General features: G+C 46.9%; 16 protein-coding genes. 1 reads left to right on the forward strand and 15 read right to left on the reverse strand.

Features of this window, described 5'->3' with window-relative positions:
- Nucleotides 1-28: 28 nt before the first annotated feature.
- Together tkt and zwf are read right to left on the reverse strand one after the other, a co-directional pair.
- Complete coding sequence (gene tkt / locus NV381_RS03785) at nucleotides 29-2,014, reverse strand: transketolase (RefSeq protein ID WP_258212144.1); 1,986 nt, start codon at nucleotides 2,012-2,014, stop codon at nucleotides 29-31.
- The gene (gene zwf / locus NV381_RS03790) at nucleotides 1,998-3,521 is read right to left on the reverse strand and encodes a glucose-6-phosphate dehydrogenase (RefSeq protein ID WP_258211937.1); all 1,524 of its coding nucleotides are present in this window, start codon (nucleotides 3,519-3,521) and stop codon (nucleotides 1,998-2,000) included. The genes tkt and zwf overlap by 17 nt, the downstream gene beginning before the upstream one ends.
- A 122-nt stretch (nucleotides 3,522-3,643) precedes the next feature.
- On the opposite strand from zwf, the gene NV381_RS03795 reads away from it, so the two are divergent.
- Nucleotides 3,644-4,519, forward strand: a complete 876-nt coding sequence (locus NV381_RS03795; RefSeq protein ID WP_258211938.1) for a LysR family transcriptional regulator — start codon at nucleotides 3,644-3,646, stop codon at nucleotides 4,517-4,519.
- A 443-nt stretch (nucleotides 4,520-4,962) separates the two neighbouring features.
- Here the strand turns inward: NV381_RS03795 and NV381_RS03800 are convergent, their stop codons facing one another.
- From NV381_RS03800 to NV381_RS03860, 13 genes are all read right to left on the reverse strand, one after another.
- The gene (locus NV381_RS03800) at nucleotides 4,963-5,742 is read right to left on the reverse strand and encodes a hypothetical protein (RefSeq protein ID WP_258211939.1); all 780 of its coding nucleotides are present in this window, start codon (nucleotides 5,740-5,742) and stop codon (nucleotides 4,963-4,965) included.
- A 212-nt stretch (nucleotides 5,743-5,954) separates the two neighbouring features.
- On the reverse strand, nucleotides 5,955-7,481 hold the full coding sequence (locus tag NV381_RS03805) for an ABC transporter substrate-binding protein (protein ID WP_258211940.1): 1,527 nt from the start codon (nucleotides 7,479-7,481) through the stop codon (nucleotides 5,955-5,957).
- Nucleotides 7,482-7,512: 31 nt separating this feature from the next.
- Nucleotides 7,513-8,331 carry a carbohydrate ABC transporter permease gene (locus tag NV381_RS03810; RefSeq protein WP_258212145.1) on the reverse strand — a complete coding sequence of 273 codons (819 nt, stop codon included), beginning with the start codon at nucleotides 8,329-8,331 and terminating at the stop codon, nucleotides 7,513-7,515.
- 84 nt (nucleotides 8,332-8,415) lie between these two features.
- A complete protein-coding gene (locus NV381_RS03815; RefSeq protein ID WP_258212146.1) occupies nucleotides 8,416-9,285 on the reverse strand; it encodes an ABC transporter permease subunit in 870 nt (289 codons plus the stop codon).
- A 305-nt stretch (nucleotides 9,286-9,590) separates the two neighbouring features.
- Nucleotides 9,591-11,963, reverse strand: a complete 2,373-nt coding sequence (locus NV381_RS03820; protein WP_258211941.1) for an AraC family transcriptional regulator — start codon at nucleotides 11,961-11,963, stop codon at nucleotides 9,591-9,593.
- 148 nt (nucleotides 11,964-12,111) lie between these two features.
- The gene (locus NV381_RS03825) at nucleotides 12,112-12,969 is read right to left on the reverse strand and encodes an MBL fold metallo-hydrolase (RefSeq protein ID WP_258211942.1); all 858 of its coding nucleotides are present in this window, start codon (nucleotides 12,967-12,969) and stop codon (nucleotides 12,112-12,114) included.
- 90 nt (nucleotides 12,970-13,059) lie between these two features.
- A complete protein-coding gene (locus NV381_RS03830; protein ID WP_258211943.1) occupies nucleotides 13,060-13,845 on the reverse strand; it encodes an SDR family NAD(P)-dependent oxidoreductase in 786 nt (261 codons plus the stop codon).
- A gap of 10 nt (nucleotides 13,846-13,855) precedes the next feature.
- Nucleotides 13,856-14,860, reverse strand: coding sequence for a sugar phosphate isomerase/epimerase family protein (locus tag NV381_RS03835; RefSeq protein WP_258211944.1), 1,005 nt, complete (start codon nucleotides 14,858-14,860; stop codon nucleotides 13,856-13,858).
- 48 nt (nucleotides 14,861-14,908) lie between these two features.
- A complete protein-coding gene (locus NV381_RS03840) occupies nucleotides 14,909-15,679 on the reverse strand; it encodes an SDR family NAD(P)-dependent oxidoreductase (protein ID WP_258211945.1) in 771 nt (256 codons plus the stop codon).
- Between the two features lie 208 nt (nucleotides 15,680-15,887).
- Nucleotides 15,888-16,712 carry a sugar phosphate isomerase/epimerase family protein gene (locus NV381_RS03845; RefSeq protein ID WP_258211946.1) on the reverse strand — a complete coding sequence of 275 codons (825 nt, stop codon included), beginning with the start codon at nucleotides 16,710-16,712 and terminating at the stop codon, nucleotides 15,888-15,890.
- A 35-nt stretch (nucleotides 16,713-16,747) separates the two neighbouring features.
- Nucleotides 16,748-17,803: an oxidoreductase gene (locus tag NV381_RS03850; RefSeq protein WP_258211947.1), complete on the reverse strand. Its 1,056-nt coding sequence runs from the start codon at nucleotides 17,801-17,803 to the stop codon at nucleotides 16,748-16,750.
- Complete coding sequence (locus NV381_RS03855; protein WP_258211948.1) at nucleotides 17,800-18,549, reverse strand: sugar phosphate isomerase/epimerase family protein; 750 nt, start codon at nucleotides 18,547-18,549, stop codon at nucleotides 17,800-17,802. The genes NV381_RS03850 and NV381_RS03855 overlap by 4 nt, the downstream gene beginning before the upstream one ends.
- A gap of 52 nt (nucleotides 18,550-18,601) precedes the next feature.
- On the reverse strand, nucleotides 18,602-19,711 hold the full coding sequence (locus NV381_RS03860) for a Gfo/Idh/MocA family protein (protein WP_258211949.1): 1,110 nt from the start codon (nucleotides 19,709-19,711) through the stop codon (nucleotides 18,602-18,604).
- Nucleotides 19,712-19,924: the final 213 nt, after the last annotated feature.

Here is a 19,924-nt window from a genome sequence, read left to right on the forward strand (position 1 = left end):
AACTGTTTTTTTTGTTTTCTTCCACTTCCTACAGTAATTCTTTCGTCAAACGAACTACATTATCCACGGAGAAGCCAAAGTATTCCAACACCTCAGGACCTGATCCCGAAGCTCCGAATGTATCGATTGACAATACACTGCCGCTTGCTCCTGTGTATCGTTCCCAACCAAGCGAAATGCCAGCTTCGATAGCTAAACGCTTTGTCACAGAATCAGGAAGCACCGATTGCTTATAAGCTTCAGATTGACGGTTGAACAGCTCTCGGCTTGGCATGGCAACTACGCGTACAGAAATATTATCCTTCTCAAGCTCAGCCTTCGCGTTCACGGCCAAGGAAACTTCAGAACCGGTGGCAATCAGGATGACATCCGGCTGATTATTCGTTTCCGTCAGCACATATGCTCCTTTGGTTACTCCGTCTATATTGCCTTTGGTCGCCTCATAGATAGGCAGGTTCTGTCTGCTCAGCACCAGGGCTACCGGACCTTCATTTTGCTGCAAGGCGTAGGCCCATGCACTTGCCGTTTCATTGGCATCGGTTGGACGTATCACCGTAAGCCCTGGAATGGTACGCAAAGCTGCCAGGTGCTCAACGGGCTCATGTGTGGGTCCATCCTCTCCGACAGCCACTGAATCATGGGTAAATACGTAAATAACAGGCAGTTTCTGCAGAGCAGCCAGTCGAATCGACGGGCGCAAATAGTCGCTAAACACGAAGAACGTGCTTACGAATGGTTTCACGCCGCCGTGCAGCGCCATACCGTTGCCAGCTGCACCCATTGCATGCTCGCGAACGCCGAAGTAGATATTACGTCCCGAATAAGATTCAATGGCAAATACTTGCTCACCGCTAATATCGGTCATAGTGGAATGGGACAAGTCCGCGCTGCCACCGAAAATCGAAGGAACCGATTTAACGAAATGATTGATCGCTTGACCGCTTGCTACACGTGTTGAAATCGACTTGGAAGAATCAAAGGTAAGAATGTCTGCTGCATCGATTACGACAGCACCACCAATGACTTGTTCAAGCTCCGTGCCAAGTGCAGGATGCTGTACTTTATAGGAGCTGATCAATTGATTCCACGCTGCTTCTTTGGCCTCGCCATTTTGTTTGAGCTGCGCAAAATGGGCTTTCACTTCTGCCGGAACCGTGAATTCTTCCTCATACTTCCAACCGTAAGCTTCCTTGGTAGCTTTCCCTTCTTCTTTGCCGAGCGGAGCACCATGCGCTTTATTTGTTCCCGCTACTTTGCTTCCGTATCCGATAATCGTCCTGATTTCGATAATCGTCGGCTGGGAATCATTTTGCTTGGCTGCTTCAATAGCTTTAGCAATTTGCTCGATGTCATTGCCGTCTTCAACTCTCAAATACTGCCAATTTGCGGATTCTGCTCTTTTTTGCATGTTCTCCCCAAAGGAAAGATTGAGATCGCCGTCCAGGGAAATGTCGTTGGAATCGTACAATACAACCAATTTGCCCAGTTTCATATGTCCTGCCATGGACATGGCCTCGTAAGAGATCCCTTCCATCAAGCAGCCATCTCCGACAAGCGCATAGGTGAAGTGGTCGACAACCGGGAACCCGCTTTGGTTAAATTTCGAAGCCAGGTGCGCTTCTGCCATCGCCATTCCTACAGCCATCGCAATACCTTGTCCTAGAGGACCGGTTGTTGCATCTACGCCATCTGTGTGGCCAAATTCAGGATGTCCCGGTGTCTTACTGTTCAGCTTGCGGAACTGCTTCACATCTTCTATAGAAACATTGTAGCCAGACAAATGCAGAAGGCTGTAAAGCAAAGCAGAGCCGTGACCCGCGGATAATACAAAGCGATCCCGATTGAACCATTTTGCATGGGCCGGATTGTGATTGAGATGCTTGCTCCAAAGTGTATACGCCATAGGCGCAGCTCCCATTGGCAACCCCGGATGTCCAGAATTGGCAGCGTTAATGGCATCAATAGATAACGTACGAATTGTATCGATAGCCAGTTGATCAATCGTTTGTGTGATAGGCATATTGTCCTCCTTTTATGGACTCGATTTCTTGTACCGATTTGTCATCGAACCACCAATGATAACCGTCTTGTGCCAACAGCTCATCGGACTCGACAGGTCCGTAAGTACCAGCTGTGTAGAGATGGAGCGGCACCAGGTTCTCTTCGTATGCATCTAAGATAGGTTGAACCCATTGCCATGATAATTCAACTTCATCCCAATGCGCGAAAAACGTAGAATCTCCGTGCAAAGCGTCGCAAATCAAGTTCTCATAAGCCTCGGGCACATTGTCCCTACTCTCATGAAAGTCGATATGAATCGGCTTGAACTCGCCTTTGTTCAGTGGATCTATTGTATTTAATTGGAGCAAAATGCCTTCGTTAGGACTGATTTCAAATATGAGAAGGTTAGGCATTTTAGTATCTGCTGCTGTCCCTGACTGCTTTAACGGTTCTTTGAACTCGATCACGATTCGTGTCGATTTGTCCTTCATTCTTTTGCCGGTACGGATGTAAAAAGGAACGCCCCGCCAAAAATAATCATCGATTTGCAGCTTTGCTGCGATAAAGGTGTCATTTCTTGAGGTTGCCGCAATGTTGGGTTCAGATATATAACCGACCACCGGTTTCCCCTGGATCGTTCCTTCTCCGTACTGCCCGCGGATAACGTTGGAGCTGACATCCTCTTTTTGCAGCAGTTTCAGGGAATCCATCACCAGTTTCTTTTTGAAGCGGACATTCTCTGAAGTACTGTTGTTCGGGAGGTGGATCGTCAGCATCATGAGCAATTGCAGCATATGGTTTTGGAACATGTCTCTCACAGCACCAACATGATCGTAATAGCCGGCACGTTCTTCAACACCTACGGTTTCGTTGGCCGTTATTTGAACGTTAGCAATGTATCGGTTTCCCCATAATGCTTGAAGGACCGGATTGCTCTGCTGTAGAACATCAAGCTTCTGTACCATCGGCTTGCCGAGATAATGATCGATTCGAAAAATCTCATTTTCTGTAAAAGCTTTGCTCAGATTTTTATTCAAATCCCGAGCGGACTGCAAATCATGACCGAAAGGCTTCTCGATCACAAGACGCTTCCAGCCTTTCGCAGAACCAAGCCCGCTTTCATGGATGTTGGCTGTGATGGTTTCAAAAAATTCAGGTCCTACGGACAAATAAAACATGCGATTCGGCTCCATGCGAAGCTCTTCTTCCTGTTGTTCAATCAGCTGCAGCAGCTTCTGGTAATCTTCTTTACGGTTTACGTCAAGAACGTTATAACGGAATTTACGTAAGAAGTTTTCCATTAATACAGGATCGTTCGCTTCACGCCTGGAAAACGTGAGGAGAGATTGCTCGACATTTGCTTGAAAAGCTTTATCAGATAGCTCTCTTCTTCCAAGGCCGATTACGGAGAAGGACAGTGGTAATTTCTGATCGATGAACAAATTATACAGAGCAGGGTAAATTTTTCTTTTGGCTAAATCCCCTGTAGCTCCAAACAAGACAAACGTGGTAGCCTCCATTTTCTTCTCCTTCCAGCAGTGCTTCTTGGTTAGCTCTGGTTTCTATTTCTCTTATCCACTATAATACGAATATCACCTATACAGGTAATTAATATATTTTAAGGGAGATATAGACCACGTCTATGATCAATTACGAACTATACAAGGTTTTTTACTGGGCTGCGAAGACGGGAAGCCTGTCTAAGGCTGCCAAATCATTGTTCCTCACCCAGCCTAGCGTCACCCACGCTATCAAGCAGCTGGAAGAGAGCTTCGGCATCACCTTGTTTTACCGGAATTCCAAAGGCGTTGCCTTAACGCCAGAGGGCATCATCCTGTATTCTTATATTGAGAAGTCTCAGATCCTCATTTCCTTGGCCGAAGAAAAAATGGCCGCGCTTAAAAATCTGGACAGCGGCGAGCTAAGGATCGGCGGCAGTGATTCTTTATTTAAGCATTATTTACTTCCTTACCTGGAAACCTATCATGAGAAGTATCCCGGTATCAAATTGCATCTAAATCATGGGACCACGCCAGAAACCATCTCATTTTTGAAAGAAGGCAAAATCGATTTGGGGGTCGTTCGTATGCCTATCGTCGATTCTCAGCTTGAAGTGATGAAGGGAATACAGCTGCAGGATTGCTTTGTAGCGGGGGCTCGTTATGACGAGCTTAAGGATAGGGTGCTCTCACTGGAGCTGCTGCTTCAGTACCCAATCATCCTATTCTCGCGGAATAGCCGGGTACGAATGGCCATCACGGAATTATTTCAAAGCTATGGATATCAAATCAAACCTGAAATTGAGGTGGGAAGCGTCGATCTTCTCATCGAGTTTGCGCGGAAAGGTCTCGGAATCTCTTACATAACGAAAGAATTCATTTCCAAGGAACTGGAAGAAGGCTCCCTCTTTGAGATTCAATTAGATATCCAGATGCCACCTTCCCAAGTGGGCTTCATGATTATGCGCAACATGCCGCTTTCCAATGCGGCAAGCAAGTTTATTGAACTTGTGAAATAGTTACATGAATCAAGCAGCTTACAGGCTGATCGATACTGCCCTAATTAGAAACAAGGATGAACTTGAAATGTGAATCGGTGAAAATGAATCTTGTTAGCTTCAATTGGACCATATAAAATCCTGCGAAAATACAGTTATTATCTGCTGAAATTTGCGGGTGGGAGGAATAAACTGCAAAAATACAGCAATTTTCATATAATGCGGTCTAGTATTAGCTAAGAATGGAAAAAAGATGCACATTTGCATGAATTCAAGAAGAATTCTACGATAAACTCGCTAAAAGGATGTATAATTGCAGGCTTGAGGTAGGCAACAGCTTCGAATCGAATAATATCTTGTGCTTGCTGCCATTGTCGTTCTTAGAGTCATATCTAGAGCCGGGCTAAACACCGAGTCGAAATTGAATGACTTTGTCAAGCGCTGATTTCGGTTTTTACTCAGTTTTAGTTACCTGTTTTCACCATTCGCAACTTCGGTATTTTACTTTTGCTTTGATATCCTGCCATATAAGCTTGTTGGATGGCTTCGGCAAGTCCGTTTGTGTAATTCGCGATTGTTACTTTGCCATTCAACAGAGCTGGCTTTTTGTAATTTTCTGAGAAATACAGAGTATCATCCTTATTGTTCGCCAGATAATATTGACGCTCCGACTCTACTTGACGGCTCTTAACTTTTGTATTCAAAATCAATTTGGATCTTCCCAGCCTGGTACCTTCATGAATCCCAATTCCCCAAACTTCTTGACTGCTGTTATCCAGGAGCTCATATCCCACAACAACTTCACCTTTTACACTATCTGATAAAATCAATAATTTAAGAAAAGTACAGTCCGTTAGCGGTTTATATGTCCCCTTGTCCTGCTTGGTTACTATTTTACCCGTTCCATTTACTTTTTTTCTAACAGTAACCTCTTTTTTCTTTTTCTTAACAGAATCATTTTTATTGTTTTTTAATATAGGTTTTGGCTTGGTCAGCTTCTCCAAAAGCTCTTGTTTCACTTGCAGCTTCATCTTTTGCATGTCCTCAGACATTTTTTTAGTTAATTTCTGCTCTAGCTTCTCCTGGAGTTCCTGTGTACTTTCAGTATTGTCTTTCAATTGTTTAGGAGTCGCAGCCTTTCGACGGGTTACTTTTTTGGTGCTGCGTTTGGGTTTAGTAAGCAAATGAATCGTCTCTCTGATTTCCTGCAATATGGACTTTTTCTTCTTACTCTGCCGTGCCATATCCTCCCTCCTTCAGTGAATGGATGTGGGACTCTGTCCCCTAACCCGGGAACAAACTATTGTTATTACTATACCATTTTTTAACTCCATTCAAGAAAAAATATAAGGATAATGATCCTCTCACAAATTAAAAAAAAGCCGCAAGCTATGCGGCTTTTAATATTTACAAATTTTGGACTCCCGTTAACTCCATGCTGTCGCTGATCAGCCGCTTATTTCACCTGCTTGGCCTTCCAAGCGTCCAACTGCTTCTGCACTTCGGCCATCACTTTAGGCTGGCCCGCCTTCTTGTATTTGTCGATAAATTCGTTATATTTTTGCGCAGGGTCGACGGTGCCCGTACTTAATGACGGCAAATATTCATCCTCCACCGCTTTCATATTGGCTATTTCGGTCTTGACCGGATCAAGATTAAACACGAAGCCTGTCAGGACGGAAGGAACAGCCGATTCGTTAAGCTTTTGCGTTTCTTCCCATGTTCCCGAAGGCTGCCCTTCTTGCAAATACGAGTTAAAGACATTGCCGAACACCCAAGACTGATTCGGGGCGTAGCCGCCGTTCGCAATACTTTTTACGTGATCCGCATCCACTTTGCTGTAATGCTTGCCTTCGATCCCGTAGCTGATCAAGTTAAACAGCTCTTTATCCGAGTTCAACAGCTCCAGGAACATCATAGCACGGTCTGGATTTTTCGAGTTGCGGCTGATCCCCATCGCGGAGGACAGGTTAATTGCAGGCAGCGTGACGCCCGAAGTATACAAAGCAATGACATCGTTACCACCCATCGTCACCCTTTCCTCACCTTCCCGTCCCGGCTTAAGCACGTTATGGAAGATCGCTGCGACTTTGCCCGTGATTTGCAGCTCGGTAATCGACTTCAGGGTCGCTGCGTCCTGGTTGATATAACCCTTTTTAAACCAGTCGTGCAGCTTTGGCAGCAGGTCCTTATATTCTGGCGTTTCGTAGGTCGGTACCAGCTTCAGCGATTTGTCTCCTCTGTATATCGATACTCCTGACGTAACGCCTTCCAAAATTGGGTTCAGCATCCCGCCCGTTGCACCAAGCCGACTGATACCGTAAGGGATAACATCCTTTTCGCCCGCCTTAAGCTTGGCAAAAAACGACTCCATATCGAAAGGATTTTTAATATCCGCAGGATTCAAACCGTATTTATCCGCATACCGCTTTTGCACCAAAAAGCCCGAACGCTCCGTGACCGTCTGATAGCTGAGAACGGCATACGTTTTTCCATCGATTTTGGAGAAGTTCCATACCGATTCCGGACGGCTTTTCTTCAGCTTCGGAGCATATTTGTCAATCAATTCATCCAGCTGGAGAAAGGCACCTTTAGCTACATTCTGGTCCATTTTAAAGTTCCAGTGCGATGTCCAGATGATGTCCATCGGTTCATTGGCTGCAACCATCGTATTCATCTTTTGCTCGTAGCTGCCTATATCGATCGGCCCCATCTTGACCGTCGCGTTCAGCTTCGCTTTAGTAATTTTGTTAACTTCTTCTTCGATTGTCTTTTGATCCTGTTGCATTTTGTTCATGGGGTAATACCAGATCAGCTCTACCGGTTTCAAATTTGAATTGCCGGTTTCCCCCGCTTTTCCCGGCTGATCTCCTGGCTTGGCCGTCCCGCCTCCCCCGCCGCCGCTACATGCGCTCAACATTGCAACGCAGAGCAGGCTAGCCATTGTAACCCGCAATTGCTTCCCTTTTGATAGCGCTCTCATCTTTATCGAAACCTCCGCCCTCATTATAGAATCAACCCTTTAAAGAGCCTACCGTCAATCCCCTGACAAAATATTTTTGGAAAAAAGGGAAAATAAACAGCATCGGCCCTGCTCCTAATATGGCCATCGCCATGCGTGCTGACAAATTCGGGAACTGCGACATATCGATAGTCATAGTGGACATAAATTCGGTATTCGACCGCAAAAATTCGATTGAGTTCATGACTCTGTATAACAACAATTGCAAAGGCACCAGCTTCTCCGCATCGATAAATAGGAGCCCCAACCACCAATCATTCCAGTAAGTGAATGAAATAAACAGCCCAACTGTCGCCAAAGCCGGCGTGGACAGCGGCAAAATGAGTGTAAAAAATATCCGAAACTCACTCGCTCCGTCCATTTTGGCTGATTCGATAATTTCCAGTGGAATTTTTTCGAGAAAGCCTTTCATCACCATCACTAGAAACGGGCTGATCAAATAAGGCAGAATAAGCGCACCGAGCGTGTCTTTAAGATGCAAATATTGCGTTATCAAAATGTAGAACGGTACGAGTCCTCCGTTAAACAGCATCGTGAAAAATACGAAAAGCGTTGTTATCCGTCTATAGCGGTAATCGGGCCGCGAGATCGTATAGGCCAGCATAGAAGTCAGCAGCAGTCCGCAAGCGGTGCCAAGAACAGTAACGAGAATCGTGACCCCGTAAGCATTAAGCAGAATGCCCGGCGCTTCGAATAAAGTCTTGTAGGCAGCTAAGCTGAATTGGCTTGGTATAAACCGGTAGCCTTCGGTGCTGAGGGTCAGCTCATTAGTAAACGATACCGAGATGATAAGGATTAGCGGAAGCAGCATAACCAGGGTAAGCGCGGCAAAATAAACATGAATCAGCCACTGCAACGGCGAAATTTTGAAAAGCACGTCAGCGTTGCCCCCTTCCTACCACAAGGCATTTTCGTGGTTGATTTTTTTAATGATAGCGTTGGTACAAAGCACCAGTATGAATCCGATCACCGATTGATAAAGACCAACCGCCGTTGACATGCCGAGGTCTCCCACAACTTTCAATGAACGGAACACGTACGTATCGATGACATCTGTGGAGGAGTAAATCATGCCCGAGTTGTTAGGAATAAAGTAAAACAGTCCGAAATCAGCGCGGAATATTTTGCCGATATCAAGTATAAATAAAATCAAGATAAGTGGTGTAAGCAGAGGAATTGTAATTCGGGTAATCATCTGCCATCGTCCTGCGCCGTCAATTTTTGCGGCCTCATAATAGCTGGAGTCAAGTCCGATAATGCCGGCGTAATAGATAAGCGTGGCAAAACCAATGTTTTTCCATAAATGCACGAGGTTTAAAATGACCGGCCAATACTGTGCCTCCTGATACCATTTGACCGGATCCACGCCGAACTGTATCAACCATTGGTTAATAAATCCTTTCTCATGATCGAGAAAAGCGAGCGCGATGTACCCGACAACTACCCACGAGAGAAAATGGGGCAAAAACAAAGCTGTCTGGTAAACTTTCATAAACCGTTTCGTTACCTCGTTCAAAGCGATAGCAAGCGCCAGGGCGATGATAGTTGTCAGCAAAATAAAGCCCACATTGTACAAAATGGTATTTCTCGTAATCCGGAAAGCATCCTCCGAGGTGAAAAAAAACTCGAAGTTTTTAAAGCCAATCCAGTTGCTTCCAAGAATACCTTTGTCATAGCGAAAATCTTTAAATGCCAAAATCAAACCTATCAACGGCAAATATGAAAAAATAAGCTTGAACAAAACTCCCGGAAGCGATAGAGCCAGTAGCTCCCGGTTTTTTTTGAATGCCCCGCGCTTACCCGGCGCTTTGCCCGTATAATGTGCCGCAGCCGCAGCGCTTGACTGACTGGTGGATAGAGCCGTGTTCTCCGGGTTCAACCGATTCACCTCTTTCCCATAAATTGGATTGTATCAAGCCTGGAGTACTTCCCCGCTTCTTCAACATAATACAGCCGAACGTCTGGGGGCTACTGTCAGTTGTATAGATTCATGCAGTAGCCGATACCATTTTTAAACTTTACTGCCTGATGGATACTTGATTGCGCGTCGCGGTGCCGATATGTGAACTTTCAGTTGAAATCCAGCAGCTGTTTGACCCGGTATTCCTTAGGCGTGACGCCGAACTTCTTCTTAAACTGCCGGAAATACGAGCTTTGATTGCTGAAACCAACCCGATCCATAATGTCGGTGATGTTGTATTGCTCTTTGCCTAACATCTCCAGCGTAATGTTCAACCGAACCCCGTTGATATAGTCCGCCACTGACATGCCAACGCAGTTTCTAAACATGCGCCCCAAGTAAACCGGCGACATCTTGACCATCGAGGCAATCTGCTGGAGGTTTAAATTTTTGTCGGCATAATGTTCTTCAATAATTTCCTTGATGGCATCGATCAAAATCGTATGTTTATTTTCGTCTCCCTGCTTCATCTGATCAAGTAGCCGCTCTATAAGCGAATCGAAAGCTTCTCTGATCTCGTCCAGCTGTTCCATTTCCATGATCGTTCTGTTAAATTCCTGCAAATCCAGGTCAATAGGGATAAGCCGATGCTGATTCATTTCACGCATCGTGTTTGAGATAATCAAGGAAAGCCGCAGCATATTGAACAGCACATGATCCGCATGCAGCCTGGAGACACAACCGAAAATCCGGTCCAGTACTGCGGCGATTTGCTGCCGGTTGCCTGCCTTGAGCTCTTCGATAAATTTCTCCTCGACCTTCTCCGGCAGGTGAAGCTCCCGGTTATTCATATTGCGCTTCACCCGATCCGTCGTAATAATCTGCCTTGTTCCACAAACCATCCGGTACCGGACAAGGCTTAATGCTGAGCCATAGTGCCGTGTAATGTCCTCATAGCTGAGGATAGGATCACTTATTGTTGCGGTGTAGGAAATCCGATAAAACGCGAGAATCGTATCCTGAATTTCCTGCAGTCGAATGGCTGCCGTCTTCAGTATGGAATCCCAGTCAGAGCTGTCGACCGAGATTAGCACTGCCAAATGGTCGCCGCGCATATCCACTGTCTCGTTACAGAATGATTTGTCCATAATTTCTTTAGTAATATTTCTTATAGCAAACTTGTAAAGCCTGAGGTCGGCCAGCTTGGCCTTATGAGACAGTGCCGAATAATGTTCAATGTGAAGAACAGCCAGCAGGTACGGGCCGTCTGACTTTAATTGAAGATGGTTCTGATCGATGTATTCCTTCATTTCCGATGATGTAATCGAGGTGCTGTCCATAATAAGCTTACGCACGTAATAATGCTTCACTAATGACATTTTGGCTTGTGAGTCGCGCTCAATCCCCCGCATTTTCTCCAGAACCTGCGTATAGACCGAAGACATGTACAGCAGTTCGTCCTTTTCACTGAACGAAACTTTGTCGTCACGTCTTGTATTTTTGCGGAATTGCTCCATCATCGTTTCGATTGGACGGTACAGCTTATGCGAAATGAACAGCGAAAGGAGCGCTGTAAGCGGAAGAAATAATAGGGTTACGATAATCGAGGTATTGCGCATACGATCCAGCTTGCCGACTATATGCTCATAAGGCTGAACGATGACCAGCTTCCATTGATAGGTGTCGAAATTCAGATGGGTGACGATTGTTTTTTTACCATTAAACGTACCGATGAAGGTGGAGGACATATTGCTAGACAAACGGTTTGCGGCCCCTTTTTCATCTAAAACCGCTGACAGTGCATTGCTGTAGCTCTTCGGTTCACGGTTAGGAGTAAGGATGTTTCCATTGTTATCCATAATAAAAATATGGTTCCCCGGCTCATTGCCAATCCCGTTTACTGTCTTCATATTATCGAACAGCCATTCCGTTTTTACATTGAATATAAGTGCATTCTCGATTCCACCTTGACCGGAATTTTGAACAGTCTTCTCGTCGTAAATAAAAAAAGAAAAAGCATTGATTTCATCAGGATCGTCTGCTCCCCGGCTCATGCGCATAGGAATTAGTTTCAGCTTGGGGACTACTGTTGTCGAACCGATATAATCTTTTAGTAACAGGACATCGGGATCGGTACTTGCTGCCAAACCGGATGCCGTAGAATAATAACAGCCGCATATGCCATTATAGATGACGATCGATTTCAGGAAGGTTGTAGAATCAACAATCTTTTCCAGCCTGCGTAGTTTGTTCACCAGCTCGAACGTCTCGATTTCCTTATGGGTCATTAAAGGCAGGATCTGGTTATCGGAGAAGGTCGACGTTGCCAAATTTTTAACCAGTTCGTTCATATACTGAATGTTGAAATTCATTTGAGTCAGTACTTTTTTGTTGGCTTCTTCCTGCATGTCAAGTACGACGGATTCCGAATTATAGTAAAACGCAGACGAAAAAAAAGCCATGAACATAATCATCAATAAGGTGATGGAAAGCAGCATTCGTTGAAAATATTTTCGCGACTTGTACATTTGAAAAAATTTCATTTGCCCACCCCACATTCAAAGCATCCTTTGATGCTTGAAAGGGCTGCCTCAAGCAGTTTAACTTACCGCTTATGACAACCCCCAACTTTTAATCGATGTTCAAGCATATTGCATGTCTGACATTCATGAATCAGCTTTTCAAAAGATCTTATTCGCCCTTCTTTGTTAAGGCTGCAGCGGATACATAAACGAAGCGTTCAAATCTGGCCAGTACATGGAACTTTTGCTCCGGATAACGCTCATATAAGTAATCAACGAAATAGCCGGGCTTCTCACTGTTTCCGGCAAACATATCGTAATGCAGCGGAATCACAGTCTCCATTTCGGCTGCAACCGCCAGCTCAGCGGCCTCCCGATAGTTCATATTGCCAATCAGGCCTCTTGCCCACCGAAAAGCATCACGACCGTTAATCGGCAGCATACCAATATCAATGTGCTCGGCTTTGAGGCTCTCAATCAAACCGGGATAAATTACGGTATCCCCAGCATGATACAGGGTGACACCGTTAAGTTCCAATAAGTATCCAACAAACCGGTGATCTCGTACCGGGTCATAGTCCAACTCCTCATGGGCGGCTGGCACCGGCTTGATCCTAACGCCTTCGCCCTCCCACCATTGCCCGGTTGCCGCATCCAACAGCCGTTCAGGTCGTACTCCCAACTCCAGCATTTGTCCACGGCAAAAGCCTGGAGCTACAAACATCGTGTCGCTGCCGGTTTTTGCCAGCACGGAGAGGGTTGAAGGATCCAGATGGTCGCTATGCTCATGTGTAATTAAACAATAAGCTGCGTTAGTTACGTCCTCTGGTCGAAATGGCGCTTGGAAAACCCTGGACTTCTGCGCTGCCAAATAAGGGTCAATATAAATGATGGTATGCCCACCCTTGATGACGACGCTCTCCTGGCCGAGAAACCAAATGGCTAGCATGCCGTAAGGCACATAGGTTTCGTCCATTTCACGGATCATTGCCGCACCGGTGCGTCTTTCATCGGTTTGGTTGGTCATGTATCTAACTCCTCCTTCCAAATGTAACAGCTCTTCACTTATTCGACGATTGATATATAGACTCCTTCCAACAAAAACGGATATAACCAATTAATTCCAGCAAACGATAGTTTCACCAGTCAATATTTCAGATTGAGGCCCACAAAGGAACAATATGATTTTTGACATGTCCTCCGGTTGTGCAATCTGCTGTAGCCTAGACCGTCCTTCTTGGCTCGCAACGGTTCTCGTCGCCAAAAAGCGGGCTGTATAGGTTGGAGCTGGAGAAATACAGTTGACATTGACGTCAAATGGCCTGAGCTGTTCAGCCAGACAGCGCGTATAATGGGTAATTCCAGATTTCGCCGCTGCGTAAATAATTCCTCCGCGAACAGGCATATGAGCGGCAGTCGACCCGACATTGACGATTTTGCCGGAGCGGCGTTCACGCATGTGCAGCCCTGCAAATTTGCACGCGAACATGGTGGACAGCAAGTTGCGATCCACCACAGCTCGAATATCTTCAACGGAAATGTCCAGTGCATCGTTAGGCTCCGGGCGTGGCGTATGAAGTCCGATATCCCCGCCGGCATTATTGATCAATATATCGATCGATCCAAGAGTATCGATTGATTGGCGGATTAGCGCTTCCACCTGATCGGGATCGCCCATATCGGCTGCAATAAATTTGGTTTGGATGCCGTACGTGGAAGCGATGTCTTCCGCTACAGCACTACCCGATGCCGCTTCGTTGAATCGCGCCGCTGCTTCTTCATTTATATCATGAATAATTACATTGGCCCCCGCACTAGCCAGCACATGAGCGTATTGTCTTCCGAGCCCCCGGCTGGAACCGGTTACAATTGCATTTTTACCTTTTAGATCCATCGCTGTCATATTCATCACCTCATCGGATTATTGGTATAACTTGCGAATGTGCTTGTGTATACGGCTTTATCAGATTGAATAGATAAGCGAGCCCAGCATCCAATTCCCTGATCTCGTAATCGGCGATTTCCTCCGGTGAAGCGCCTTTCTCGAAGGGTGTTCTCCAATCTCCCTTATTCCTGGCAGTGTCTTCGATAAAGCGGAGCAGGCGGGTCAACTGGCGGGCGGAACGCTCTGGATATTCCGTCCAGAAGTCCTCCTCCAGAACCCTTACATGTCTGGCCTCCAATGCGCCGTGTTCGACCGACATAGTGATCTGTGGGTTAACAACGTTAAAGATGCGCAGCAATTCTGGAAAATTAATTACTCCCTGCCCAAGCGGCTTGCGAACCAGCCGATATCCTTCCTCCGACCAATAAACGGCATATTCTTTCAAATGTACGTTTTTTACATAAGGAGCAATTCGGCGGAAGAAGTCGACCGGCTCTTCAGCCGTAGCCAAGGGGTTGCCCGTATCGAGGGTGATTCCGAAGCGGTCTGAGCCGATCGTTTCGCAAAGCCAGATCAGCTCTTCCGATGCCAAATCCTGATGGTTTTCCACGCTAAGAGACGGACCCGACGGGTCGACCGAATCCATCACTTCTTGGAATGAGCTCAATATGGTTTGAAGAAACGGCTGCCAAGTCCCTGCCATATGTCGGCGGTCTCCGCCGAGCTTGGCTCCGCCAACAACTGTTCTCACCGTCAGTGCCCCAATACGCTTCGCAAGCTTCATGGCTTCAATCAAGCTCGTCGGATCGTAGCCTCCCGCTCCTATGTTGATGAACATTCCTTTCTGCTGAGCATAATCGGCGATTTCATCGGCATCACTGCTTTGTACCATCCCAAACGGTATCTCAGCTCCCTGAAGCCCATACGACTCAGCCGTATGCAAAAGCTCCAACGCTGTAATTCGCTCCCGGTTCGCATTCTTATGAAGACCCATGGCATAAACAGTTCCGTTAACCGTAAGACCGAATCTCATCACAACCGCCTCCTCCTGATTCATTATCTTCGGTTGTTCAGCTAGCCATCATAACCCGAGTCCACCGTTGATGTGAAGCTCAGTACCTGTTATTTGACTCGCTTCGTCAGATAGCAGGAAGACCGTTCCATGAGCTATATCCTCCGGTGTCTGCATACGGCCGCTTGGAATGTATGACTCAGCCCTTTTTCGCAATTCATCGGGACTTAAACCTCTGCTTTGATGCAGTTCGATCTCCCCCTCAGAGGCAACCCAGCCTACTGTGATCCAATTCGAACGGATACGGTCTCTTCCATAATGACCGGCGATATGACGGTTTAAGGTCAGCATTGCTCCCTTCGAGCATGAATAAGCAGCAAGCTCCTTCCCGCCCTTGTAGCCGTTCGTGGAACCCATTTGAACAATTGAGCCTCCACCTGTCTTCATCATGGACTGAATCGCATACATCGAGCAGAAAAAAGCGCCTTTAATATTGACTGCAAAAATGGAGTCGAACATCTCCTCCGGCGTATCGGTCATAGTTCCACGCGGAAATATGCCGGCATTGTTGACAAGACCGTCAACCCTTCCAAATCGAGCCTCCGTTTCATCAATCAGCTGTTTGCAAACCGGCTCCCTGCTGATATCTCCCTTTATAAATAAAGCTTCCGCTCCAAATTTCTCCCGGATATCATGAACAACTCGCTCCCCGTCCTGCTCATTTCTTCCGTTAATGACGACGCGCGCCCCTTCGCTAGCCGCCATCAGCGCTACGCCTGCTCCGATTCCCTTCGTTCCTCCTGTCACGATTACAACCTTTCCCGCTAACCGGTTAGCCATCGATTTTATGCCCCTTTCCTGATTAAATAGTGTGAGTTCAAAAAGTCGACATTTCAGCACCGAGAAGTTTGCCTGAACCTGAAGAAGGAGGAGCGGAGTTTAGGCAAACCTAAATGAGCACCGGACTTCGAAGGTGAATGCAAGATTCGATGTCGAGTAATCTTCCTATGCTGCTTCGTGATCAAATGGTGACTTTTTGAACAACCTCTTACAAACGGTACGTATTGAAAATCGAATCCAAACCTGACTTGGCAACCTCAAGGGCACTCTTCTCACCGTAACTCTCGATAAACAATTCCAGTGACAAATATCCGTTGTAGCCGATATCGTGCAAAGAGGCTGCAAACTGCCGCGATGGGGCGCTGCCGTCGCCTGGAAATACGCGGTCCCGATCAGCGATTGCCTCTCTTGCCGGCTCCGCAGGGTAATCATTCACGTGCACAATACCGATTCTATCCCCGTTCAAATAGGTAAGCCCGTTAATGCTACTTCTTCCGGTATACATATGAAACGGATCGATCAACAGCCTGGCATCGGGAACATTACTTTCCATAGCCACATACACAGCTTCACTAAGTGTAGAAAGCTTCTTCGCCCTCCCCCAAAATTCCAAGTAGGGCTCGACGCCAATCCGCTTCGCCATATCAGATAGCTCCGCATAATGGGCAGCCATCCGCTCCAATGAAACAGGCCCCACGTTTCCAAACGGCGGCGCTGCAACAGCTTGGCAGCCCAGCTCGGCCAGCATGATCATCTCCCGTTCTGCCTGCTTCAGACCTTGCGCTCTTATAGCATCATCCGTATCGGCCCATTTAAAAAAAGCAATTGCATTAACAACCGGGATACCCGTGTCCGCAATATACCGTTTCAGTTCCTGAATCATGCCTCCACTGGACAAATAGGCTTCAACGTCCCGGATCCAAATTTCAATGCCTTCATAGCCGGCCTCGGCGGCAATCCGAACTTGCTCCCTGATATCCAGCTTGAAAGGGATTAAGGTGGAGGCATTTAATGCTGTTTTAAATGGAAACATCGGCCTAGTCCTTTCTATCTTTGAAATTCATGATTTTATAGCTCAACCTGTATCGTCTTTTGTTCACGGCTGCTTTGCAGAGCCAGCTCTATCAGTCGAATGGCCGTTCGTGCTTGTTCCGGCTTTACTTCGAGCTCAGCATGTCCCCTGATATGATCCGCGACATTTTGGAAATATGATGCATAAGCGCCGTTAAGTGTCTCAATTCGGCCTTCTATATGAAGGCCTCCTATGGATGTATTCAGCTTGCCCCAAAGCTCCGCAGCCTCCATCCCCCAGCCGGGAGACGCTGGCGTCAACCCACGCTTCAACGCCTCCTCCTGCGGATCGATACCGTATTTGACGAAAGAACCTTTCGTTCCGTGCAAAATGTAGCGTGGACCTGGCTCCCGAACAAGCTGAGAAGAATTCAGATTCACCTTCAGTCCGCTTTCGTAGCCAAGTGTCACGTCGAAATAATCATCTGCTAAGGAGCCTTCCCGCTGAATCCGAATGTCAGCACGTATTGTCTGCGGGATCCCAAATAAGCAAAGCGCTTGATCAAGAAAATGTACGCCGAGATCGTAAAATACACCTGCACCGAGTGCATCGCTGTTACGCCATCTGCCTGTCGCAGCAATCGGATTGTAGCGGTCCCAGTGAAACTCACATTCAGTCAAGCTGCCAATCAACTCCTGTTTGAGCAGCTCCCGGATGGTCAAGAAATCACCGTCCCAGCGGCGGTTATGGAAAACGCTTAATACTTTGCCTTGTTCCTTCGCCAGATCGATCAGTTCGTCGGCTTCCGCAGAATTCGTTGTAAACGGCTTTTCTACAATAACGTGCTTTCCCGCTAAAAGAGCGTCCTTCACAAACCGATAATGATCGGTGCTTGGCGTCGTGACGACGACCAAGTCAATAGTGTCATCCTCATATAATTGCTGTACGTCGGGAACTACATTGACCCAAGGGTACCTCTCTTTAGAGGCCTCTGTTCGTCGTTCAACCACTACGGACAGCTTTAAATCGGGAACGCAGATAATGACTGGAGCATGGAAGGTCCGGCCGGCGAAGCCGTATCCGATCAACCCGACTCGAATACGCTCGTTCATTCTACAAACCCCATTTTTTTCAAATTACTGAAGCTTATAGCCAGACTTTCAAAAGCTGACCGACGGGAGCCGTCCTGCTCGACCACCAGCCATTGCGTGCCGATTTCTTCCGCAGCTTTTACAATGTCCGTAAAGTCAAGAATACCTTCTCCGATTTCCGCAAAAAACTGTTCCTCACCTGGCTCCATATCCTTGATGTGGAGGAGCGGGCATCGATTCGGCAGCCTGCGCAAGTATTCTGCCGGATCTTCCCCGCCTCTTTTCACCCAGTATGTATCCAGTTCCATCTTAACCAGCTCGGGATCGGTTTCGCGAAGTAATATATCGTATGCATATTCACCATCATATCTTGTAAATTCCCAGTTATGGTTGTGATACAAAAATTGGATGCCCCGCTGCCGGCAATTTTCGCCGATTCGATTAAAAATCGCCGCCGACTCGATAACCGCTTGCTTGGAATCAAACCTCGAGGAATGCGCGATCCAGCCCCCGCCCACTTCCTGCAAATAATCGATTAAAGCGTCAAGACCGTCGGTCAGCACATCGATTCTTGCGTGTGCACTGATAACCTGAAGCCCCAGTCTTTCCAGATGTGCTTTCTGTTGGCCGATCGTCATGCCTTCCGGGGGAGGACCCGATTCAATGCCGCGATAACCGATCTCCGCCACCTTTTCCAACGAACCCAAGTAATCCTGCTTCATTTCTTCCCGTATCGTATACGGCTGTACCGCAACCGGAAATTTCATGATCGCGCACATCCTTTCATTATTATGGTTTATTAAATTCAGCTATCTTGGTCTATGCATCCAGAAGATTGTATTTCAAACCGAGCGGCAGTGGTGCCGGGCGATCGCAAGAAGCCTTCACGGCAACATGCCTTCCTGTTTCCGCGGATTCATGGATGCCGATCATCACGTCGAGCACATGCCGTGCCAAAGTGCCGCTAGCGCGGTGGGCCCGTCCCGAGCGGATAGCATAAGCCATATCGGCAACACCGATTCCTCTGCTGTTTTCAGTGAATCCATGCGAGTATGGAAATTCCTTGACTTCGCCGTTCTGCTGCTTAATCATAAGCGGACCGCTGAAATTATTCGGGTCGGGGACATAAAGAATGCCTTCCGTTCCGTAAATCTCCATACGCGGCGTGTATTTGAAACCTTCCTTCGCTGCTTGAAGTCCGGCAATAACTCCATTGTCAAATTGCAGTGAGGCAGCTATGTTCGTCGGTGCTTCTACAGGCACTGTTATGCCATAGTGCGGGGATAACGGATTGTCGACTGTAATTTGCTGCTTCAATTGAGCTGCAAACCCGCTGACACTGCCGATAGGACCGAGCAAAAATACCATGGCCGTAAGATAGTACGGTCCCATATCGAACAAGGGGTCACCGCCCAATCGAAGGAAGTTTTGAAAGTTCGGATGCAGGCCGCCAGATCCTCCCCCCATAAAAATCGATCCATTTGCGGCATACGGAGTACCTATCCAACCATCATCAATCAGCTTCCTGCATGTCTGTAAACCTCCACCGAGAAAAGTATCCGGTGCACACCCGACACGAAGACCCTTGGCTTCGGCAAGGGCAAGCACTTGATCCGCTTCTTCCCGATTCAAGGCAAACGGCTTCTCTGTATATACATGCTTGCCGGCTTCAAGCGCTTTCATATTGATCAGCGCATGAACCTTGGGAGCAGTCAAGTTCATAACGATTTCAATTTCGGGATCGGCCAGCAGCTCCTCTACCGAGCAAGCTCTCGGGACCCCAAATTCGTCAGCCTGTTGTCGGGCTAGCTCAGGGACCAAATCCGCACACGCGGTTACCTCCAAAATGTCAAACGTTTGTGTGCAGTTTTTCAAATAAATGCCACTGATCTGGCCGCAGCCGATCAAGCCAATCTTCACTTTTTTCATTCCCATGATCGCTTCCTTTCTGACATTAGTCCTTTTGAATGAATGCATTGTTATGAAAAGAACATTTGCTGCAGTCAGATGACTGCCGACTCCTCCAGCATAATACGGCCATCATCCCCATGACTACTGCCAGTTGTATAGTTTGACGCAATTGCAAGTATCATTTTTAAACATTACTGTCTGTTCTCATAGTTCATCCTCATTCCAGCATCC

The organism is Paenibacillus radicis (ex Xue et al. 2023), assembly GCF_024722015.1.
Classification (GTDB): domain Bacteria; phylum Bacillota; class Bacilli; order Paenibacillales; family NBRC-103111; genus Paenibacillus_S.